The 15,404-nt window shown below is 56.8% G+C and carries 18 protein-coding genes and 1 riboswitch; of the genes, 14 read left to right on the forward strand and 4 right to left on the reverse strand.

From position 1 onward, the window contains the following. Positions 1 to 92: 92 nt before the first annotated feature. Positions 93 to 1,316, reverse strand: a complete 1,224-nt coding sequence (locus tag AB5Y92_RS03575) for an MFS transporter (protein ID WP_368225580.1) — start codon at positions 1,314 to 1,316, stop codon at positions 93 to 95. A 95-nt stretch (positions 1,317 to 1,411) separates the two neighbouring features. Here AB5Y92_RS03575 and AB5Y92_RS03580 point away from each other — a divergent pair, with 95 nt between their 5' ends. Next, positions 1,412 to 2,287, forward strand: a complete 876-nt coding sequence (locus tag AB5Y92_RS03580; RefSeq protein WP_005351154.1) for a LysR family transcriptional regulator — start codon at positions 1,412 to 1,414, stop codon at positions 2,285 to 2,287. A gap of 63 nt (positions 2,288 to 2,350) precedes the next feature. After that, positions 2,351 to 3,307, forward strand: a complete 957-nt coding sequence (locus tag AB5Y92_RS03585) for a LysR substrate-binding domain-containing protein (protein ID WP_164537045.1) — start codon at positions 2,351 to 2,353, stop codon at positions 3,305 to 3,307. 81 nt (positions 3,308 to 3,388) lie between these two features. Here AB5Y92_RS03585 and ribA read toward each other — a convergent pair whose 3' ends face one another. After that, positions 3,389 to 3,982 (reverse strand): GTP cyclohydrolase II, encoded by a 594-nt coding sequence (gene ribA, locus AB5Y92_RS03590; protein ID WP_005337152.1) that lies wholly within the window; start codon positions 3,980 to 3,982, stop codon positions 3,389 to 3,391. Positions 3,983 to 4,230: 248 nt separating this feature from the next. Here ribA and cmk point away from each other — a divergent pair, with 248 nt between their 5' ends. The 6 genes from cmk (at position 4,231) to pyrF (ending at position 9,404) form a co-directional block, all read left to right on the forward strand. Beyond that, the gene (cmk, locus tag AB5Y92_RS03595; RefSeq protein WP_019444698.1) at positions 4,231 to 4,923 is read left to right on the forward strand and encodes a (d)CMP kinase; all 693 of its coding nucleotides are present in this window, start codon (positions 4,231 to 4,233) and stop codon (positions 4,921 to 4,923) included. 94 nt (positions 4,924 to 5,017) lie between these two features. Then, positions 5,018 to 6,688 carry a 30S ribosomal protein S1 gene (gene rpsA / locus AB5Y92_RS03600; protein WP_005337148.1) on the forward strand — a complete coding sequence of 557 codons (1,671 nt, stop codon included), beginning with the start codon at positions 5,018 to 5,020 and terminating at the stop codon, positions 6,686 to 6,688. Positions 6,689 to 6,780: 92 nt separating this feature from the next. Next, positions 6,781 to 7,065, forward strand: a complete 285-nt coding sequence (gene ihfB / locus AB5Y92_RS03605) for an integration host factor subunit beta (RefSeq protein ID WP_005299934.1) — start codon at positions 6,781 to 6,783, stop codon at positions 7,063 to 7,065. 158 nt (positions 7,066 to 7,223) lie between these two features. Beyond that, positions 7,224 to 7,508, forward strand: coding sequence for a LapA family protein (locus AB5Y92_RS03610; RefSeq protein ID WP_005337143.1), 285 nt, complete (start codon positions 7,224 to 7,226; stop codon positions 7,506 to 7,508). Between the two features lie 9 nt (positions 7,509 to 7,517). Beyond that, a complete protein-coding gene (lapB, locus tag AB5Y92_RS03615; protein WP_005346478.1) occupies positions 7,518 to 8,684 on the forward strand; it encodes a lipopolysaccharide assembly protein LapB in 1,167 nt (388 codons plus the stop codon). Between the two features lie 18 nt (positions 8,685 to 8,702). After that, positions 8,703 to 9,404, forward strand: coding sequence for an orotidine-5'-phosphate decarboxylase (gene pyrF, locus AB5Y92_RS03620; RefSeq protein ID WP_058057425.1), 702 nt, complete (start codon positions 8,703 to 8,705; stop codon positions 9,402 to 9,404). On the opposite strand, the gene rrtA is transcribed toward pyrF, so the two are convergent. Further along, positions 9,379 to 9,972, reverse strand: coding sequence for a rhombosortase (gene rrtA / locus AB5Y92_RS03625; protein WP_074042643.1), 594 nt, complete (start codon positions 9,970 to 9,972; stop codon positions 9,379 to 9,381). The two genes, pyrF and rrtA, sit on opposite strands and share 26 nt — an antisense overlap. Between rrtA and AB5Y92_RS03630 the strand changes: the two genes are divergently transcribed. The 5 genes from AB5Y92_RS03630 (at position 9,971) to AB5Y92_RS03650 (ending at position 12,859) form a co-directional block, all read left to right on the forward strand. Beyond that, on the forward strand, positions 9,971 to 10,594 hold the full coding sequence (locus AB5Y92_RS03630; protein WP_129503862.1) for a tRNA-uridine aminocarboxypropyltransferase: 624 nt from the start codon (positions 9,971 to 9,973) through the stop codon (positions 10,592 to 10,594). The genes rrtA and AB5Y92_RS03630 overlap by 2 nt on opposite strands. Positions 10,595 to 10,614: 20 nt before the next feature. Continuing rightward, a complete protein-coding gene (queC, locus tag AB5Y92_RS03635; protein WP_368225583.1) occupies positions 10,615 to 11,322 on the forward strand; it encodes a 7-cyano-7-deazaguanine synthase QueC in 708 nt (235 codons plus the stop codon). 61 nt (positions 11,323 to 11,383) lie between these two features. Continuing rightward, positions 11,384 to 12,055: a 7-carboxy-7-deazaguanine synthase QueE gene (gene queE, locus AB5Y92_RS03640; protein WP_368225585.1), complete on the forward strand. Its 672-nt coding sequence runs from the start codon at positions 11,384 to 11,386 to the stop codon at positions 12,053 to 12,055. Between the two features lies 1 nt (position 12,056). After that, the gene (locus AB5Y92_RS03645; RefSeq protein ID WP_005337126.1) at positions 12,057 to 12,287 is read left to right on the forward strand and encodes a DUF3820 family protein; all 231 of its coding nucleotides are present in this window, start codon (positions 12,057 to 12,059) and stop codon (positions 12,285 to 12,287) included. Then, the gene (locus AB5Y92_RS03650; protein WP_026034843.1) at positions 12,284 to 12,859 is read left to right on the forward strand and encodes a cob(I)yrinic acid a,c-diamide adenosyltransferase; all 576 of its coding nucleotides are present in this window, start codon (positions 12,284 to 12,286) and stop codon (positions 12,857 to 12,859) included. Before AB5Y92_RS03645 ends, AB5Y92_RS03650 begins: the two co-directional genes overlap by 4 nt. Before the next feature lie 69 nt (positions 12,860 to 12,928). On the opposite strand, the gene AB5Y92_RS03655 is transcribed toward AB5Y92_RS03650, so the two are convergent. Then, the gene (locus AB5Y92_RS03655; RefSeq protein ID WP_005359895.1) at positions 12,929 to 13,333 is read right to left on the reverse strand and encodes an H-NS family nucleoid-associated regulatory protein; all 405 of its coding nucleotides are present in this window, start codon (positions 13,331 to 13,333) and stop codon (positions 12,929 to 12,931) included. Between the two features lie 302 nt (positions 13,334 to 13,635). Further along, a riboswitch (Lysine riboswitch) is annotated at positions 13,636 to 13,807 on the forward strand. 88 nt (positions 13,808 to 13,895) lie between these two features. Here AB5Y92_RS03655 and AB5Y92_RS03660 point away from each other — a divergent pair. Then, on the forward strand, positions 13,896 to 15,404 hold a 1,509-nt coding region (locus AB5Y92_RS03660), incomplete at its 3' end, for a Na+/H+ antiporter NhaC family protein (RefSeq protein WP_368225587.1).

A 15,404-nucleotide genomic window follows, 5' to 3' on the forward strand; every position in this document is an offset into this window, starting at 1 on the left:
GGGGTCACCGGTGTGACCCCTTTTGTTATCTGGCGGTGCTGGGTTGCGAGAGCGCCATCTGCTCGTTGGTGACCCTGTTTGCGCTGAGCCTGTTACCGGTGTCGGTGGGGGGGCTGGGCGGGCAGTGACGATTGGCTTCGCTGCTTGAGACGGCCGAGCCAGAGGCTCAAGCCTGCCGTCAGGATGAGGACCAGTTCAATACCCATGACCAGACCGCCCAGCTCGCCTTGCTCCCAGAAGGGGTGCAGGTAAAGCCCACCCAGACTGGCTCCCAGATAGTAGGCCACCAGATAGAGGGAGGAGGCGAGGGCCCGGTTGTGTTCGACATGATGACCCACCCAGGCACTGGCGCAGGCGTGTGCCAGGAAAAAACCGAAGCTGGAGACCAGCAAGCCGCTCAGGATCCCGAGCAGACTGCCCTGCAGCAGCCACAGATTGCCGATAGCCATCAGCGCAATCCCGACCAGCAGCATGCGTTGTGCCCCCCAGCGATTGGCAAATCGGCCGCTCAGAGAGGAGGCCACCGTCCCCGAGAGATAGGTGAGAAACAGCATGCCGAGCCACTGGGTGGGCAAGGAGAAAGGAGGCTTTGCCAGCAGGAAGGTGAGATAACTGAACTGGTTCAGAAACACCATAAAGTTGAGCCCGCCGATAAGGTAAGCCCCTACCAGCAAGGGATTGGTCAGGTGTTGTTGCAAGGCGCGGGCAAATTGGCCGCGAACGGGGGCGCTCGCCACAAAGCGGGTCTGATGGGGCAGCAGCCAGAAGACCAGCGGCAGCAGTAACAGGCTGATTACACCAATCCCCAGAAAGGTATGCTGCCAGTCGCCAAACCAGCCCGCCAACAGACCGCCGACCACCCGACCGGCAATGCCACCGAGGGAGTTGGCGGCAATATAGACCCCCACCGCCGAGAGCAGCGCCCGTTTGCTGAACTCTTCCCCCATATAGGCAATCGCGGTCGCGGGCAGCCCTGCCAGCAGCGCCCCCTGCAGGATGCGTAGCAGCAGCAGGGTGCCAAACTGCTCAACCAGCGGGATTAACAGTGAGAGCAGGATCGCCAGGGTGAGTGTCCCCAGCATGACTTGCCGACGGCCATGGCGATCCGCCAGTCTGGCGCAGATCAGCAGGGAGGCGGCGAGGCCTGCAGTGCATCCTGCCAGGGTCCAGCTGGCCGAGAGGGAGTTGACCGAGAAGACCTCGGCAATCAGGGGTAACAGGGGATGGGTCTGGTAGAGGTTCAGAAACACCAGAAAAGAGCCCAGGCTGAGGGCCAGGGTTGCACGTATCCACTCGCGACTTCCAACTTCAATCATTGCGTATTGTCCTGACTACTTTTGGTCAGGGTAGAGTCCTTGCGGTTATAAATATAATATATTTAAGTTATCCATCTCATAAGATGAATTGATACATGGATCTGAAACAGCTCACCTATCTGCTGGCGGTCAGGGATGCCGGCTCATTTACCAAGGCAGCCAACAGTCTGCATGTGGCACAGCCGGCCATCAGCATGGCCATCGCCAAGCTGGAGCAGCAGCTCGAATTGCGGCTGTTTGATCGACAGGACCGGGCGGTACGGCTCACCCCGGAGGGAGAGGTGCTCTGTCGCCATGCCGAGCGTCTGTTGCTGCAGATGCATCAGGCCGAGGCCGAGATGGCCGAGCTCAAGGGGCTGGAGCGGGGGGAGGTGCGGATCGGGATCCCCTATATGATGGGCTCCTACTATTTTCCCCCTCGACTGATGGCCTTCAAGCATCGCTATCCCGGCCTCAAGATCCGGGTCGAAGAGGCCGGCACCCGTGAGCTGCTCAGCCGGATGGTGGATGGCTCCCTCGATCTGGCCATTCTCATCACCAGTGATCTTCCCCCCGCCATCGAGGGGGCACATCTGCTGAGTGAAGAGATGTTGATGGTGGTGGGGGACGATCACCCCTTGCGTGGCGCATCAGCCGTCACCCTCTCGCAGTTTTTCGCTCAGGAGCTGGCGCTGTTTCGCCGTGGCTTTTATCACCGGGAGCATATGGAGGCGCTGGCCCAGAGCCTGGGCGTCGAACCCGATATCGCCTTCGAGAGCAATCTTATCCCTCTGCTCAAGGCGGTGGTGCGGCAAGGCTTTGCGGTGACCACCTTCTTGCGGATGGTGCTGGAAGAGGAGCCGGATCTGAGTGGCGTGCCTTTCGACCCGCCCATCTATCTCGATCTCTGCGTGGCGTGGCGGCGTGGCGATCCGCTCTCCATGGCCAACCGTGCCTTGCGTGATTTCCTACTCAAGGAGCGCCCGGCCTGATGGCGGCGGGTCATTGCTGAAAGTTTGTTACTATTAACGGTGGGTTCGCTTGAGGGCTACACCATGAAACTGCAGCAATTGCGCTATATCGTCGAGGTGGCGAACCACAGGCTGAATCTGTCGGCCACCGCCGAGAGCCTCTTTACCTCCCAGCCCGGGATCAGCAAACAGGTGCGGATGCTGGAAGATGAGCTGGGGATCCAGATCTTCGAGCGCAGCGGCAAACACCTGACCCAGATCACCCCCATAGGTCGGGACGTGATCAAGGTAGCCGCGGAGGTGCTGGACAAGGTCGCCACCATCAAGGTGATGGCCAGGCAGCATGTGCATCCGGAGCAGGGAACCCTCACCATTGCGACTACTCATCTGCAAGCCCGTTATATTCTGCCCGCCATCCTCAAGGGTTTTATGGCCCGCTTTCCCAAAGTTGCCGTAACTGTGATGCAGGGGAGTGCGGCGCAGTGCCGCGCAGCCGTGCATGATGGCGCTGCCGATCTGCTGCTTGCCGATGAACCGGAGGAGGGGAGCGATCTGCTGATGCTCCCCTCTTTTCAGTGGCAACGGGGCTTGGTGCTGCCAAAGGAGCATCTGTTGGCCAAAGCGACATCGCTGACCCCGGCCGAACTGGTCGAGTTTGCACTGGTGACTGACGGAAGGGCTCTCTCCACTACTCAGGGCTCTGATTGCGCTCATGCTGAGAGCCGGATCGCCTGCTGTGCGAGCGACAGCGATGTGCTCAAGACCTATGTCAGACAAGGAATGGGCATCGGGGTGATGGCAACTTTTGCTTGGGAGCCCCAGCGCGATGGCGATCTGGTGCTCAAAACGGCGCCCTGGCTACCTGGCGGTGTGGCCGCTATCGGGTTGCGCAGAGGGGCATTTTTATGCGGCTATCTCTACGATCTGATTGAACGTCTCGCGCCGCAATTGACCCGCGAGCGGGTCGACCAATACTGTGCTGCCCGCACTGGCGAAGAGCTTGAAGCACTGCTGGCCAATTTGACCGTGCCACTTAGATAGCTTGGGTTGATGTGTGGTCGTCCCAAGAAAAACGCCTCCCAATGGGAGGCGTTTGACTATCTGATATTCGTCAATGCAGGCTCACTTCTTCAGCATATGATCCAGCTTGTTGGCCTTGGTCGACAGATAGAACTCGTTGTGGGGATTGCGCCCTTCCTGTAACGGTACCCGTTCGGCCACCGGAATACCGAAGGATTCCATCGCTTTCATCTTGCGCGGGTTGTTGGTCATCAGTTTGAGAGACTTGACCTCAAGCTGCTTGAGCATATCTGCGCAGATGGTGTAGTCGCGCATATCGGCGGCGAAACCAAGGGCTACGTTGGCCTCCACGGTATCGGCCCCCTGATCCTGCAGGTGATAGGCGCGGATCTTGTTGAGCAAGCCGATGCCACGGCCCTCTTGACGCACATACAGCAACACGCCACGACCGGCTTTGGCGATATTCTCCATGGCCGCCTGCAACTGGAAACCGCAGTCACAACGCAGGCTGAACAGGGCGTCGCCGGTCAGGCACTCTGAGTGGATCCGGCCCAGCACGGGCTCTTCACCGGTAATGTCGCCCATCACCAGTGCGGCGTGATCTTTGCCTGTGCCGGTTTCCTGAAAACCTACCAGCGTGAAGGTGCCCCAAGGGGTTGGCAATTTGGATTTGGCCACGAGGGTAACGCTGCTCATAGGTTGCTCCTTACTACTAACGGCTCAAAAAAGGGGGCCAGTTTAGCGCGCCTTGTCAGGAACGACCATAAGAACAAGTCCCTGCATTGCTTAATGAAATCTCCAAATGAGATACAAGCACTGCTGCCCGTCGAGGTTTTGGCTCTTTGTGCGGATTGATGACTGCCAGGCTCACCACATTCGGGTATAATCGGCGCCCATTAACCCACCCCTTCGGGATGGGAGCAACACAGTGCAGGAGAGAAGTTATGCCTCAGATGGCCCCCGTAATGACAATTGATGGCCCCAGTGGTGCAGGTAAAGGCACCTTGTGTCAACTGCTTGCTGAGAAGCTGGGTTGGCACTTGCTGGACTCGGGCGCCATCTATCGGGTGTTGTCCCTGGCCGCCCTGCATCACGATGTAGAGCTGGACAGTGAAGCCTCACTGGTGCCGCTGGCTGCCAATCTGGATGTGCAATTTCAGGTAGAAGGCGATCTGGTCAAGGTAATCCTGGAAGGGGAAGATGTCTCCCGCACCATCCGCACCGAAGAAGTGGGTAATGCTGCCAGTAAAATCGCCGCCTTCCCCCGGGTGCGCGAAGCCTTGCTGCGCCGTCAGCGTGCATTTCGTCAGGCCCCGGGTCTGATTGCCGATGGTCGTGACATGGGCACAGTTGTTTTCCCGGAGGCCGAGGTAAAGATTTTCCTAGACGCCAGTGCCGAAGAACGGGCCCAGCGTCGCTATAAGCAGTTGCAAGATAAGGGCTTTGATGTTAACTTTGAGCGTCTTTTAACCGAGATTCGGGAACGTGATGATCGCGACAGAAATCGCGCCACTGCACCCTTGAAACCGGCAGAAGATGCTCTGGTGGTAGACTCTACCGCCATGACCATAGATGAAGTGCTGGCAACAGTACTCGCCTATGCAGAGCAACAACTTGGTGATGCCAGCGCAAGCTGACATCCGGTCGTCTGCACCAAGGATGGCGCAGATTATTTAAAACAGCCCCGCTTGTGCCGGATTGCAAGTGGATGTTTCATTTGTGACATAAACAATGATCGAATCTTTTGCTCAACTCTTTGAAGAGTCCCTGAACGCCGTTGAAACCCGTCAAGGTTCCATCGTCAAGGGTACTGTCGTTGCTATCGAGAACGGTTTCGTACTGGTTGACGCCGGTCTGAAATCCGAGTCCGCTATCCCGGCTGAAGAATTCAAGAACGCCATGGGCGAGCTGGAAATCAACGTCGGCGACACCGTTGACGTGGCTCTGGACTCTATCGAAGATGGTTTCGGCGAAACCAAGCTGTCCCGCGAAAAAGCCAAGCGCCACGAAGCTTGGCTGCAGCTTGAGAAGGCTTACGAAGAGCAAGCTACCGTTATCGGTATCATCAACGGCAAGGTCAAGGGTGGTTTCACCGTTGAACTGAACGGCATCCGTGCCTTCCTGCCGGGTTCTCTGGTTGACGTGCGTCCGATCCGTGACACCGCTCACCTGGAAAACAAAGAACTCGAGTTCAAAGTCATCAAGCTGGACCAGAAGCGCAACAACGTTGTTGTTTCCCGTCGTGCCGTGATCGAGACCGAGAACACCTCCGAGCGCGAAAGCCTGCTGGCTAACCTGCAAGAAGGTCAAGAAGTTAAGGGTATCGTCAAGAACCTGACCGACTACGGTGCATTCGTAGATCTGGGCGGTGTTGACGGCCTGCTGCACATCACCGACATGGCGTGGAAGCGCGTTAAGCATCCTTCCGAAATCGTCAACGTTGGCGACGAGATCGCTGTCAAGGTTCTGAAGTTCGACCGTGAGCGTACCCGTGTATCCCTGGGTCTGAAGCAGCTGGGCGAAGATCCCTGGGTTGCTATCGCCAAGCGTTACCCGGAGACCACCCGTCTGTCTGGCCGCGTGACCAACCTGACCGACTACGGCTGCTTCGTTGAAATCGAAGAAGGCGTTGAAGGCCTGGTACACGTATCCGAGATGGATTGGACCAACAAGAACATCCACCCGTCCAAAGTTGTTAACGTTGGCGACGTGGTTGACGTGATGGTTCTGGACATCGACGAAGAGCGTCGTCGTATCTCCCTGGGTCTGAAGCAGTGCAAATCCAACCCGTGGCAGCTGTTTGCCGAAACTCACGCCAAAGGCGACCGTGTTTCCGGCAAGATCAAGTCCATTACTGACTTCGGTATCTTCATCGGTCTGGATGGCGGCATCGACGGCCTGGTTCACCTGTCTGACATCTCCTGGAACAACCAGGGCGAAGAAGCCGTGCGTGAATTCAAGAAAGGCGACGAGATCGAAGCCGTTGTTCTGCAAGTGGATCCGGAGCGTGAGCGCATCTCCCTGGGTGTCAAGCAGATCGAAGAAGACCCGTTCAACAAGTACCTGGCTGACAACAAGAAAGGTGCTATCGTGAAGGGTAAGGTTACCGAGGTTGATGCCAAAGGTGCCGTTATCGAACTGGCTGATGGCGTAGAAGGCTACCTGCGTGCCTCCGACGCTGCTCGTGACCGTGTAGAAGACGCCACTCTGGTGCTGTCTGTTGGTGACGAAGTTGAAGCTAAATTCATGGGCGTTGATCGTAAGAACCGCACCGTAAGCCTGTCTGTCCGTGCTAAGGACGAGGCTGATGAGCGTGTTGCTATCGATAACCTGAACCAACAAGAAGAAGTTGTGTTCAGCAATGCTATGATGGAAGCGTTCAAAGCCGCCAAGGGTGAGTAATCCTTGATGCAAGAAAAGGGCGGCATTGCGCCGCCCTTTTTTATCCTGGCAAAATCAATATTGCATGTGATCGGGGAAGGAGATTTAACGTTATGACCAAATCAGATCTCATCGAACAACTGGCAGCCAGCCGCATGCATATGCCGGCCAAGGATGTCGAAGCCGCCATCAAGGAGATCCTTGAGCAGATGGCGTCGACCTTGCAAAACGGCGACCGGATTGAAATCCGCGGATTTGGCAGTTTTTCACTGCACTATCGTGCGCCCCGTGTGGGCCGCAACCCCAAGACTGGGGACAAGGTTGAACTGACCGGGAAATATGTCCCGCACTTCAAACCTGGCAAAGAGTTGCGCGAGCGCGTCAACATCATTGAATAATGCAGAAATGGGCATACCTTGGGTATGCCTTTTTTCTTTTTGGCACCGATTCCTGTGCCAATCGTCTTGTTTCTTAAACTCTTTTCCCATTCACTCTAGAGTCTGCCTGCGATTTTAAGGATAATCAGCCTCTCATTAGATACTGACAGGGAGCTCTTATGAAGCGTATTTTGGCCCTCATTCCGCTGGTGCTGGTGTTTGTTCTGACCCTGGCGCTGGGCTCACAAAATGGCCAGCTGGTTCAGTTCAATTACCTGATCGCTCAGGGTGAGTTTTCGCTTGCCATGCTGTTGGGCTTCTTCTTCGCTGGCGGTTTTTTGCTGGGCTGGCTGGTATTTGGCCTGCTGTTCCTGCGCCTGAAAATGCAAAACCGCACCCTCAACCGCACCATGCGTCGTCAATCCCGCGAGTTGGAGCTGGCCCGGTCACCGGGTAAGGAATAATGTTCCTCAATGCTTGAACTGCTTTTCCTGCTGTTGCCCATCGCCGCCGGTTATGGCTGGTACATGGGGCGCAGGAGTGTTCGCCAGGACACCCAGAAACAGAGTAACCAGTTTTCCCGCCAGTATGTGGCGGGCCTCAACTATTTGCTGTCCGATGAATCCGACAAGGCGGTGGATCTCTTTATCCAGCTGCTTGAGGTGGACAGTGAAACCATAGAAACACACCTCTCCCTCGGTAACCTGTTTCGCCAGCGTGGGGAGGTCGATCGTGCCATCAAGATCCACCAGAACCTGGTAACCCGCCAACTGACCCGGGAGCAGCGTCAACTTGCCCTGCAGGAGCTGGCGCGCGACTTTCTGGCTGCCGGTCTGCTCGATCGGGCGGAAGCCCTCTGGAACGAGCTGTGTGACGACAGCGACTATGAAGAGACGGCGCTGGCACAGCTGTTGATCATTCATCAACAACTGCGGGATTGGGACAAGGCCATCGATGTGGCGGTGCGTCTGCAAAAATTCCAGGGCAAGAAGCTGGCCGACCCCATCTCCCATTTCTATTGCGAACAAGCCGAGATCGCACTGCGTGAGGGCAATAAAGGGGAAGGGCTGGCCAAGCTCAAACGGGCGCTCAGTATCAATCCGGCATGTGCCCGGGCCAGTTTGCGCCTCGCTGAGCTCGCCATGGCGGAAGGGGAGTATGAGCAGGCCAGCAAGGAGCTGCTGCGGGTGTTCGAGCAGGATATCGACTTTGCCTCCGAGGCAATGCCCAAATTGCTCGAGTGCTATCAGCAGTTGGGACGCACGCCTGCGTTGATCCCACTGCTTGAGAAGGCAGTGGAAGATCACGCCGGTGTCAGCGTGACCCTGGCCCTTGCCAAGCTGGTTGAAGAGCGTGATGGCCTGAGCCAGGCCCGTTCGCTGGTGTTGCGTCAGCTGCGTCGTCATCCGTCGATGAAAGGTTTTTACCAGCTGGTGGGTTTTCAGCTGGCCAGTGCGGAAGAGGGGCCTGCCAAGGAGAGCCTCGAACTGCTGCAACAGCTGGTCGGCGAGCAGATCAAAATCAAGTCAACCCACAAGTGTCGGCAGTGCGGCTTTGCCACTCACTCGCTGTTCTGGCAGTGCCCGTCTTGTCGCCAGTGGGGTTCCATCAAGCCGATCCGTGGTCTGGACGGTGAATAACAAGCAATAGGATGTGAGATGCAAGATCCCAAAGTACTGGTAGCGCTGGATTATCAGCACGAGGCAGATGCCTTAGCGTTCGTTGAACGTATCTCTCCGGCACAGTGCCGTCTCAAGGTAGGCAAGGAGATGTTTACCCTGTTTGGCCCGCAGTTTGTACGCCAGCTGGTGGCCAAGGGATTCGATGTCTTTCTGGATCTGAAATTTCACGATATTCCCAATACCGTTGCCAAAGCCGTGGCAGCTAGTGCCGAGCTCGGTGTCTGGATGGTCAACGTGCATGCCAGTGGTGGTGAGCGGATGATGCGTGCCGCCAAAGAGGCGCTGCTGCCTTATGGCGACAAGGCGCCATTGTTGATCGGGGTGACCGTACTGACCAGCATGGAGCAGTCCGACATGATCCCTCTTGGTCTGGATGTGAGCCCTGCCGAGCAGGTGATCCGGCTGGCTACCTTGACCAAAACATCCGGTCTGGATGGGGTGGTCTGCTCTGCCAACGAGGCCCATGAGTTGAAAGCCTTGCTGGGCGAAGATTTCAAGCTGGTGACCCCGGGTATTCGCCCGACCGGTTCAGCGGCCGGGGATCAGCGCCGGGTGATGACACCGAAAGCGGCGGTCGAGGCGGGGTCCGATTATCTGGTTATCGGTCGCCCCATTACACAGGCTGCCGATCCGGCCGCCATGCTGGCCAGCATCAATGCCGAGCTGGTTGGTGCGTAACAGGCTCACTCAGTGATACACGGTGCAGGCCGAGCAACAGGCCTGCACCGGCCCCGATAAGATGAGAGCCGATGTGTACCCTGGCATTGATCAGGGTGGATATCGGACTCTCTCCTGCGTTGTAGAAGTCCATCGCCAGCTTGAGCCCCATCCCTGCCAACAGTAGCCAGCCCGATGTGCGGCGTCCGTGGCGGATATCCTGCATTGCCCCCCAGACAAACAGGCCATGCAGCGAGCCGGATAGCCCCATGTACCACTGGGTCTGCGGGCACCACCACCAGATCCCCAAGCCCACTGCCAACCAGAGCAGCAACATCAGCAGCGGCAGGCGAGCCCCACCCAGATAGTCGCGAAACAGGCTATAGAGGATGGCGAGGCCGCCCAGATTGAGCAGCAGGTGCCACAGATTGGTATGAGCCAGATTGCCTGTTATGATCCGCCACCCTTCGCCCCCGGCGATCAAGGGCCGATCGAAGGAGAGCTGAAGATTGGGAACGGTAAAGAAGAGTAGCAAGCTGGTGAGAGAGAGCGTGATAACCCAGAGCAATCCAGATTTGTCTGACAACATGAAACAGTCCAACGACAAGAACAGTCGATACTGTACACGTTGCACCCGAGCCCTCAAAGCCTGCCTGTGCGATTATATTGTGCCGGTTGACAATCACACGCCCCTCTACATCTTGCAGCACCCCAACGAGGTGGCACATCCCAAGGGGACCGCGGCACTGCTGGCGGCCTCTTTGCAACAGTGCGAGATCCATGTGGGGGAGGACTTTTCCCGCGATGAGTGGCTCAATGTGCTGCTGGCTGACCAATCCCGTCGTTATTATTTGCTCTGGCCGGATGAGGATGCCATTTCGCTGACCGATCTTCGCCAACAGTGGGAGAGTGAATCCTCTGGCTCCGCATCAGTCGCCTTTATCTTGCTTGACGGCACCTGGCGCAAAGCCTATCGCATGTTGCAGAGCAACCCGGCACTGGCCTGCTTGCCCCGCATCGGCATTGGTGCCATTGCCGGTCAATATGCCATTCGCAAGAAACCCTTTCCCGATGCCCTCTCTACCATAGAGGCGGGCTATCACCTCTTGTCCCGGTGGGAGGGGAGGCCGGAGCGCTATGCGCCCTTGCTGACCCTGTTCAATCGGTTGAATACCCAGTGGCAGGACTTTGCCGAAGGCCGCCGCGCGTGACAATTCAAGGAGTTATCAAGATGAAAAAAGCAGTCGTGGTTTTCAGTGGCGGTCAGGACAGCACCACCTGTCTGGTACAGGCATTGGCTCAGTATGATGAAGTGCACGCCATCACCTTCGACTATGGCCAGCGCCATCGGGAAGAGATCGACACCGGGCGTCGTCTGGGCAGTGCTCTGGGGATCGCCGCCCACAAGGTGATGGATGTGACGCTGCTCAATGAGCTGGCGGTCTCTGCCCTGACCCGTGACGACATCCCGGTCAGCTGCGAGCTGCAGGATAATGGCCTGCCCAACACCTTCGTGCCGGGTCGCAATATCCTGTTCCTGACCCTGGCCTCCATCTATGCCTATCAGGTGGGCGCCGAAGCTGTGATCACCGGTGTCTGCGAGACCGACTTCTCCGGCTATCCCGATTGCCGTGACGAGTTCGTCAAGGCCCTCAATCAGGCGGTGTCGCTGGGGCTGGATCGCGGCATCCGTTTCGAAACTCCCTTGATGTGGCTCGACAAGGCCGAGACCTGGGCACTGGCGGATCACTATGGTCACCTTGATACTGTGCGTCAGCAGACCCTGACCTGCTACAACGGCATTGCCGGTGACGGTTGCGGCACGTGTCCTGCGTGTGAACTGCGCAGTCGCGGCCTGAACAACTATTTGGCCGACAAGGCGGGCATCATGGCCAGACTGTTTGAGAAAACCGAGCTGGGTGAGAAAAGCGCAGAGTGAGCCTGCGTCTTGCCGTGGCTTGGGGTATAATCCGCGACTTTTGCAACAAGCCGTGATCGAGATGCACTACCCAATCAACGAGATTTTCCAGACCATCCAGGGGGAGGGCATCTTTACCGGCCTGCCCGCCATCTTTGTTCGCCTGCAGGGTTGCCCGGTGGGCTGCCCCTGGTGCGATACCCGTCATACCTGGGTTGTTGATCCGGCTCGTGAAGTGGGCAAGGCGGCGGTGCTGGATCGCTCCAACGAATCCGATTGTTGGAGCCAACTTAGCACCGCGCAGATTATCAAGAGCTTTACCGACCTGGGTTATCAGGCGCGCCATGTGGTGATCACCGGTGGCGAGCCCTGCCTCTACGATCTGCACGAACTCTCGTCAGCCCTGCTGGCGGCGGGTTATCAGGTGCAGATTGAAACCAGTGGCACCAGCGAGATCAAGACCCATGAGCAGACCTGGGTAACCGTCTCCCCCAAGATCGGTATGAAAGGGGGGCTGCCTGTGCTGGTCTCGGCGCTGGAGCGGGCCAACGAGATCAAGCATCCGGTGGCGACCGAGCACCATATTGAAGAGCTGGATGCGCTGCTCGCTACCGCGACCCTGCGCCCTGATGTGGTTATTGCCTTACAGCCGATTAGCCAGAAGCCAAGGGCCACCCAATTGGCGATGGATATCTGTATCGCGCGTAACTGGCGACTCTCAATCCAGACTCATAAATATCTGGATATCGATTAATATGGATTGGCTATCCGACGAACAGGTGCTGCTGACCCTGACCAACAAGATGCCTTACGGTAAATATCAGGGGCGGCGTATCATCGATATTCCAGAGCCCTATCTGGTGTGGATGGCGCGCAGCGGTTTTCCGGCGGGTAAATTGGGCCAGACGCTGGCGTTGGCTTACGAAATCAAACTCAATGGACTCGAATCCATGATTATTCCCATTATTAACAGGATGTCGGTATGAGAATATATACGAGGCAGGGTGACAAGGGCATGACCCGGCTGGCCGATGGTATCCAGTTGCCAAAGGATCATTTGCGGGTCGAGACCTACGGTTATATCGATGAGCTCAACTCCCATATTGGCTTGCTGATTTGTGATGTGCCGTCGCAAGAGCTCTGCTTATTGGCTGATTTACAGCTGTTGCAACAGGAGTTGTTTGATCTGGGGGGGGAGTTGGCATTCTCCAGTGACGCCCAGAATGAATCGATTTGGCAGGTTAATGCCGCTTGGACAACTCGCCTTGAACAGCAGATAGATCGTTATAGTGAGCCATTGCCACCGCTGCGCCAATTTATATTGCCCGGTGGTTCCCGTGCCGCGGCGCAAGCACATGTGGTGCGTACTCTGGTGCGTCATTGCGAGCGCTTGCTGCTGACATTGAGCCGGGAAGAGCGGGTCAATCCCGAGGTGCTGCCCTATCTGAACCGGATGAGTGACTGGTTCTTTACCGTTGCCCGCTATCTCATCTGTGTGGCAGGAGATCGTGAAGTGCTGTGGGTCAAGGCAGCAGATCGCCCGCAATCGGCTATCTGATATTTCACGTTTAAGCGGCAATAAAAAACCTCGCCTTGGCGAGGTTTTTTATTAGCAACGAGATTGAGATCAGATCGCAAAGTCTTCCAGTGATTTGCCTGCTGCCACTGCGCTGGCAATAGCCGAAGGCATACGGCCCTGGCCGGTCCAGGTTTTCTCTACGCCATTATCCTGATAGCGATATTTGGCAGGACGTGGTGCCCGCTTGGCTTTTTCTGATTTGCCGGGGTTGGTAGCGACAGCGCTTACCAATTCTGCCGGGTCAATACCGGCGGCTTTCAGCATTTCGCTATATTCGTTAATTTTCCGCAGATGCTCTTCACGGGCCTGGCGCTCGGCAGCTTCATCCTGCTGACGTTCAGCAACGATAGTAGAGAGTTTTTCCAGTGCCTCTTCCAGTTGTTCCAGAGAAAGCTCGCGGCAGGTCGCACGCAGACTGCGGATATTAAGCAGTACCTTTAAAAATTCATTCATAGGAGTTACCACGTCGAGTCAGAGAAAAATATTATGTTCCAGCTGATTCTTGCTTGGTGATTTAAATAAGTCAAGCCGGGTTAAATATAATATCCGTGGGGAACATCAATATAGATATTTAATATGGCCAGCAATAGGCTTGGTGATTGGATGCCAATGAAGCCGCAGTAGGTGAAAATAGCGTCAAAATAGGCGTTGTTGCATCATTTGACTACCATTTTCCGACCTTGATCTGTTTATCGTGACTATTTAATCAAAAAACTTGCTATAAGCTGCCATCTCGATAAAATGTGCGGCGAATACCTTTAAGTAGAGGCGCGCTGCCTATGAGTATTTGTGCGGAGGGTGATGCCTGTGATGCACAAGGAAAGGAGTCAGCGCCGAAGTGGCCAGGCCATCATACCGGGCTGCTGGTTCTGCATCTAATAGGTGCAGGACTGCCATAGTCATCCACTATGGAGCGCTACCTGAAGGGGCTGAGGAGTATGACCTCCCCATAGGTTTTGTTTCTTTAGATCCTCTCGGTAGATCTCCACCTGTAATCTTTAGGTGCAAAGAGATCATGGACATTAGTCATTTCGCCGACTCCGGTTGGTCCGTTCTTCCCCCCCTGTTGGCTGTCGCGCTGGCGATCCTGACCCGCCGCGTGCTGCTGTCCCTTGGTGTGGGCATCGTCACCGGCAGTTTGCTGCTCAATCAGTTTTCGCCCCTCGAATCCCTGCATTACATGTTGAATACCGTGCTCAAGATCTTCTGGGTCGATGGCGCGCTCAATCGTGACAACGTCAACATGATCCTGTTTATGCTGCTGCTGGGTGGCCTCATCAGCCTGATGAGCGTCTCCGGGGCGACCCGTGCCTTTGCCGAGTGGGCCGAGCGTCGTGCCAAGACCCGCAAGGGCGCCAAAGCCCTGACTGGCATGATGGTGTTTGCCTTCTTTATCGATGACTTCTTCCACAGCCTGTCGGTGGGGGCCATCTGCCGTCCGGTGACCGACCGCTTCCAGATCTCCCGTGCCAAATTGGCCTATCTGCTGGACTCCACCGCGGCGCCGGTCTGCGTGCTGATGCCCATCTCCTCCTGGGGGGCTTATATCATCGCCCTGGTTGGCGGCATCATGGCGGCCCACGGTCTGACCGAGCAGAGCCCCATCGCTGCGTTTGTCGAGATGATCCCGATGAACCTCTACGCCGTCTTCACCCTGATCATGGTGTTGGTGGTGATCGCCTGTCAGCTGGATATCGGCCCGATGCGTCAACACGAAGCGTGGGCGCTGGAAGGCAAGCTGTGGGATGAGTCCAAGGGCCGCCCCATCGGTCTGGATATGGAGAGCCCGGAAGAGAGCAACGGCGGCATGATCGACATGGTACTGCCGATCCTGACCCTGACCGCCGCCACCATCTATTTCATGATTGATTCCGGTGCTACGGTGCTGAGCGAGAAAGGGCTGCCCTTCAGCGTGCTTGGCTCGTTCGAAAACACCAACGTCGGCTCTTCGCTGGTTTACGGTGCCCTGTGCAGTCTGGTGGTCTCCATCGGTCTGGCTATGCGCCTGAAGCTGGGTGCCAAGAACTGGATCAAGGCCGCGCCGCAAGGCGTCATGGCCATGCTGCCAGCCATCAACATCCTGCTGTTTGCCTGGACCATCGGTGCCGTGGTACGCGACGTGGAGACCGGCAAGTACCTGGCTTCGCTGGCTAACGGCAACCTGCCGATCGAAGTGCTACCTGCCGTGGTCTTTATCCTCTCCTGTGCCATGGCGTTTGCTACTGGTACCAGCTGGGGTACCTTCGGCATCATGCTGCCGCTGGCCGGTGACATGGCCGCCGCCAGCGACATCAGCCTGATGCTGCCGATGCTGGCTGCGGTACTGGCTGGCTCGGTGTTCGGGGATCACAGCTCACCCATCTCCAGCACCAGCATCCTCTCTGCCACCGGTGCCGGTTGCCATCACATCGATCACGTGATGACCCAGCTGCCCTATGCACTGGCCATCGCCTTCGGCGCGGCCATCGGTTACCTGGCGATGGGCTTGATGCACTCCAGCCTGGCCGGTTTCAGTGTCAGTGCC

Origin of the sequence: Aeromonas sp. R1-1, assembly GCF_040908495.1 — a bacterium.
Taxonomy (GTDB): Bacteria; Pseudomonadota; Gammaproteobacteria; order Enterobacterales; family Aeromonadaceae; genus Aeromonas; species Aeromonas veronii.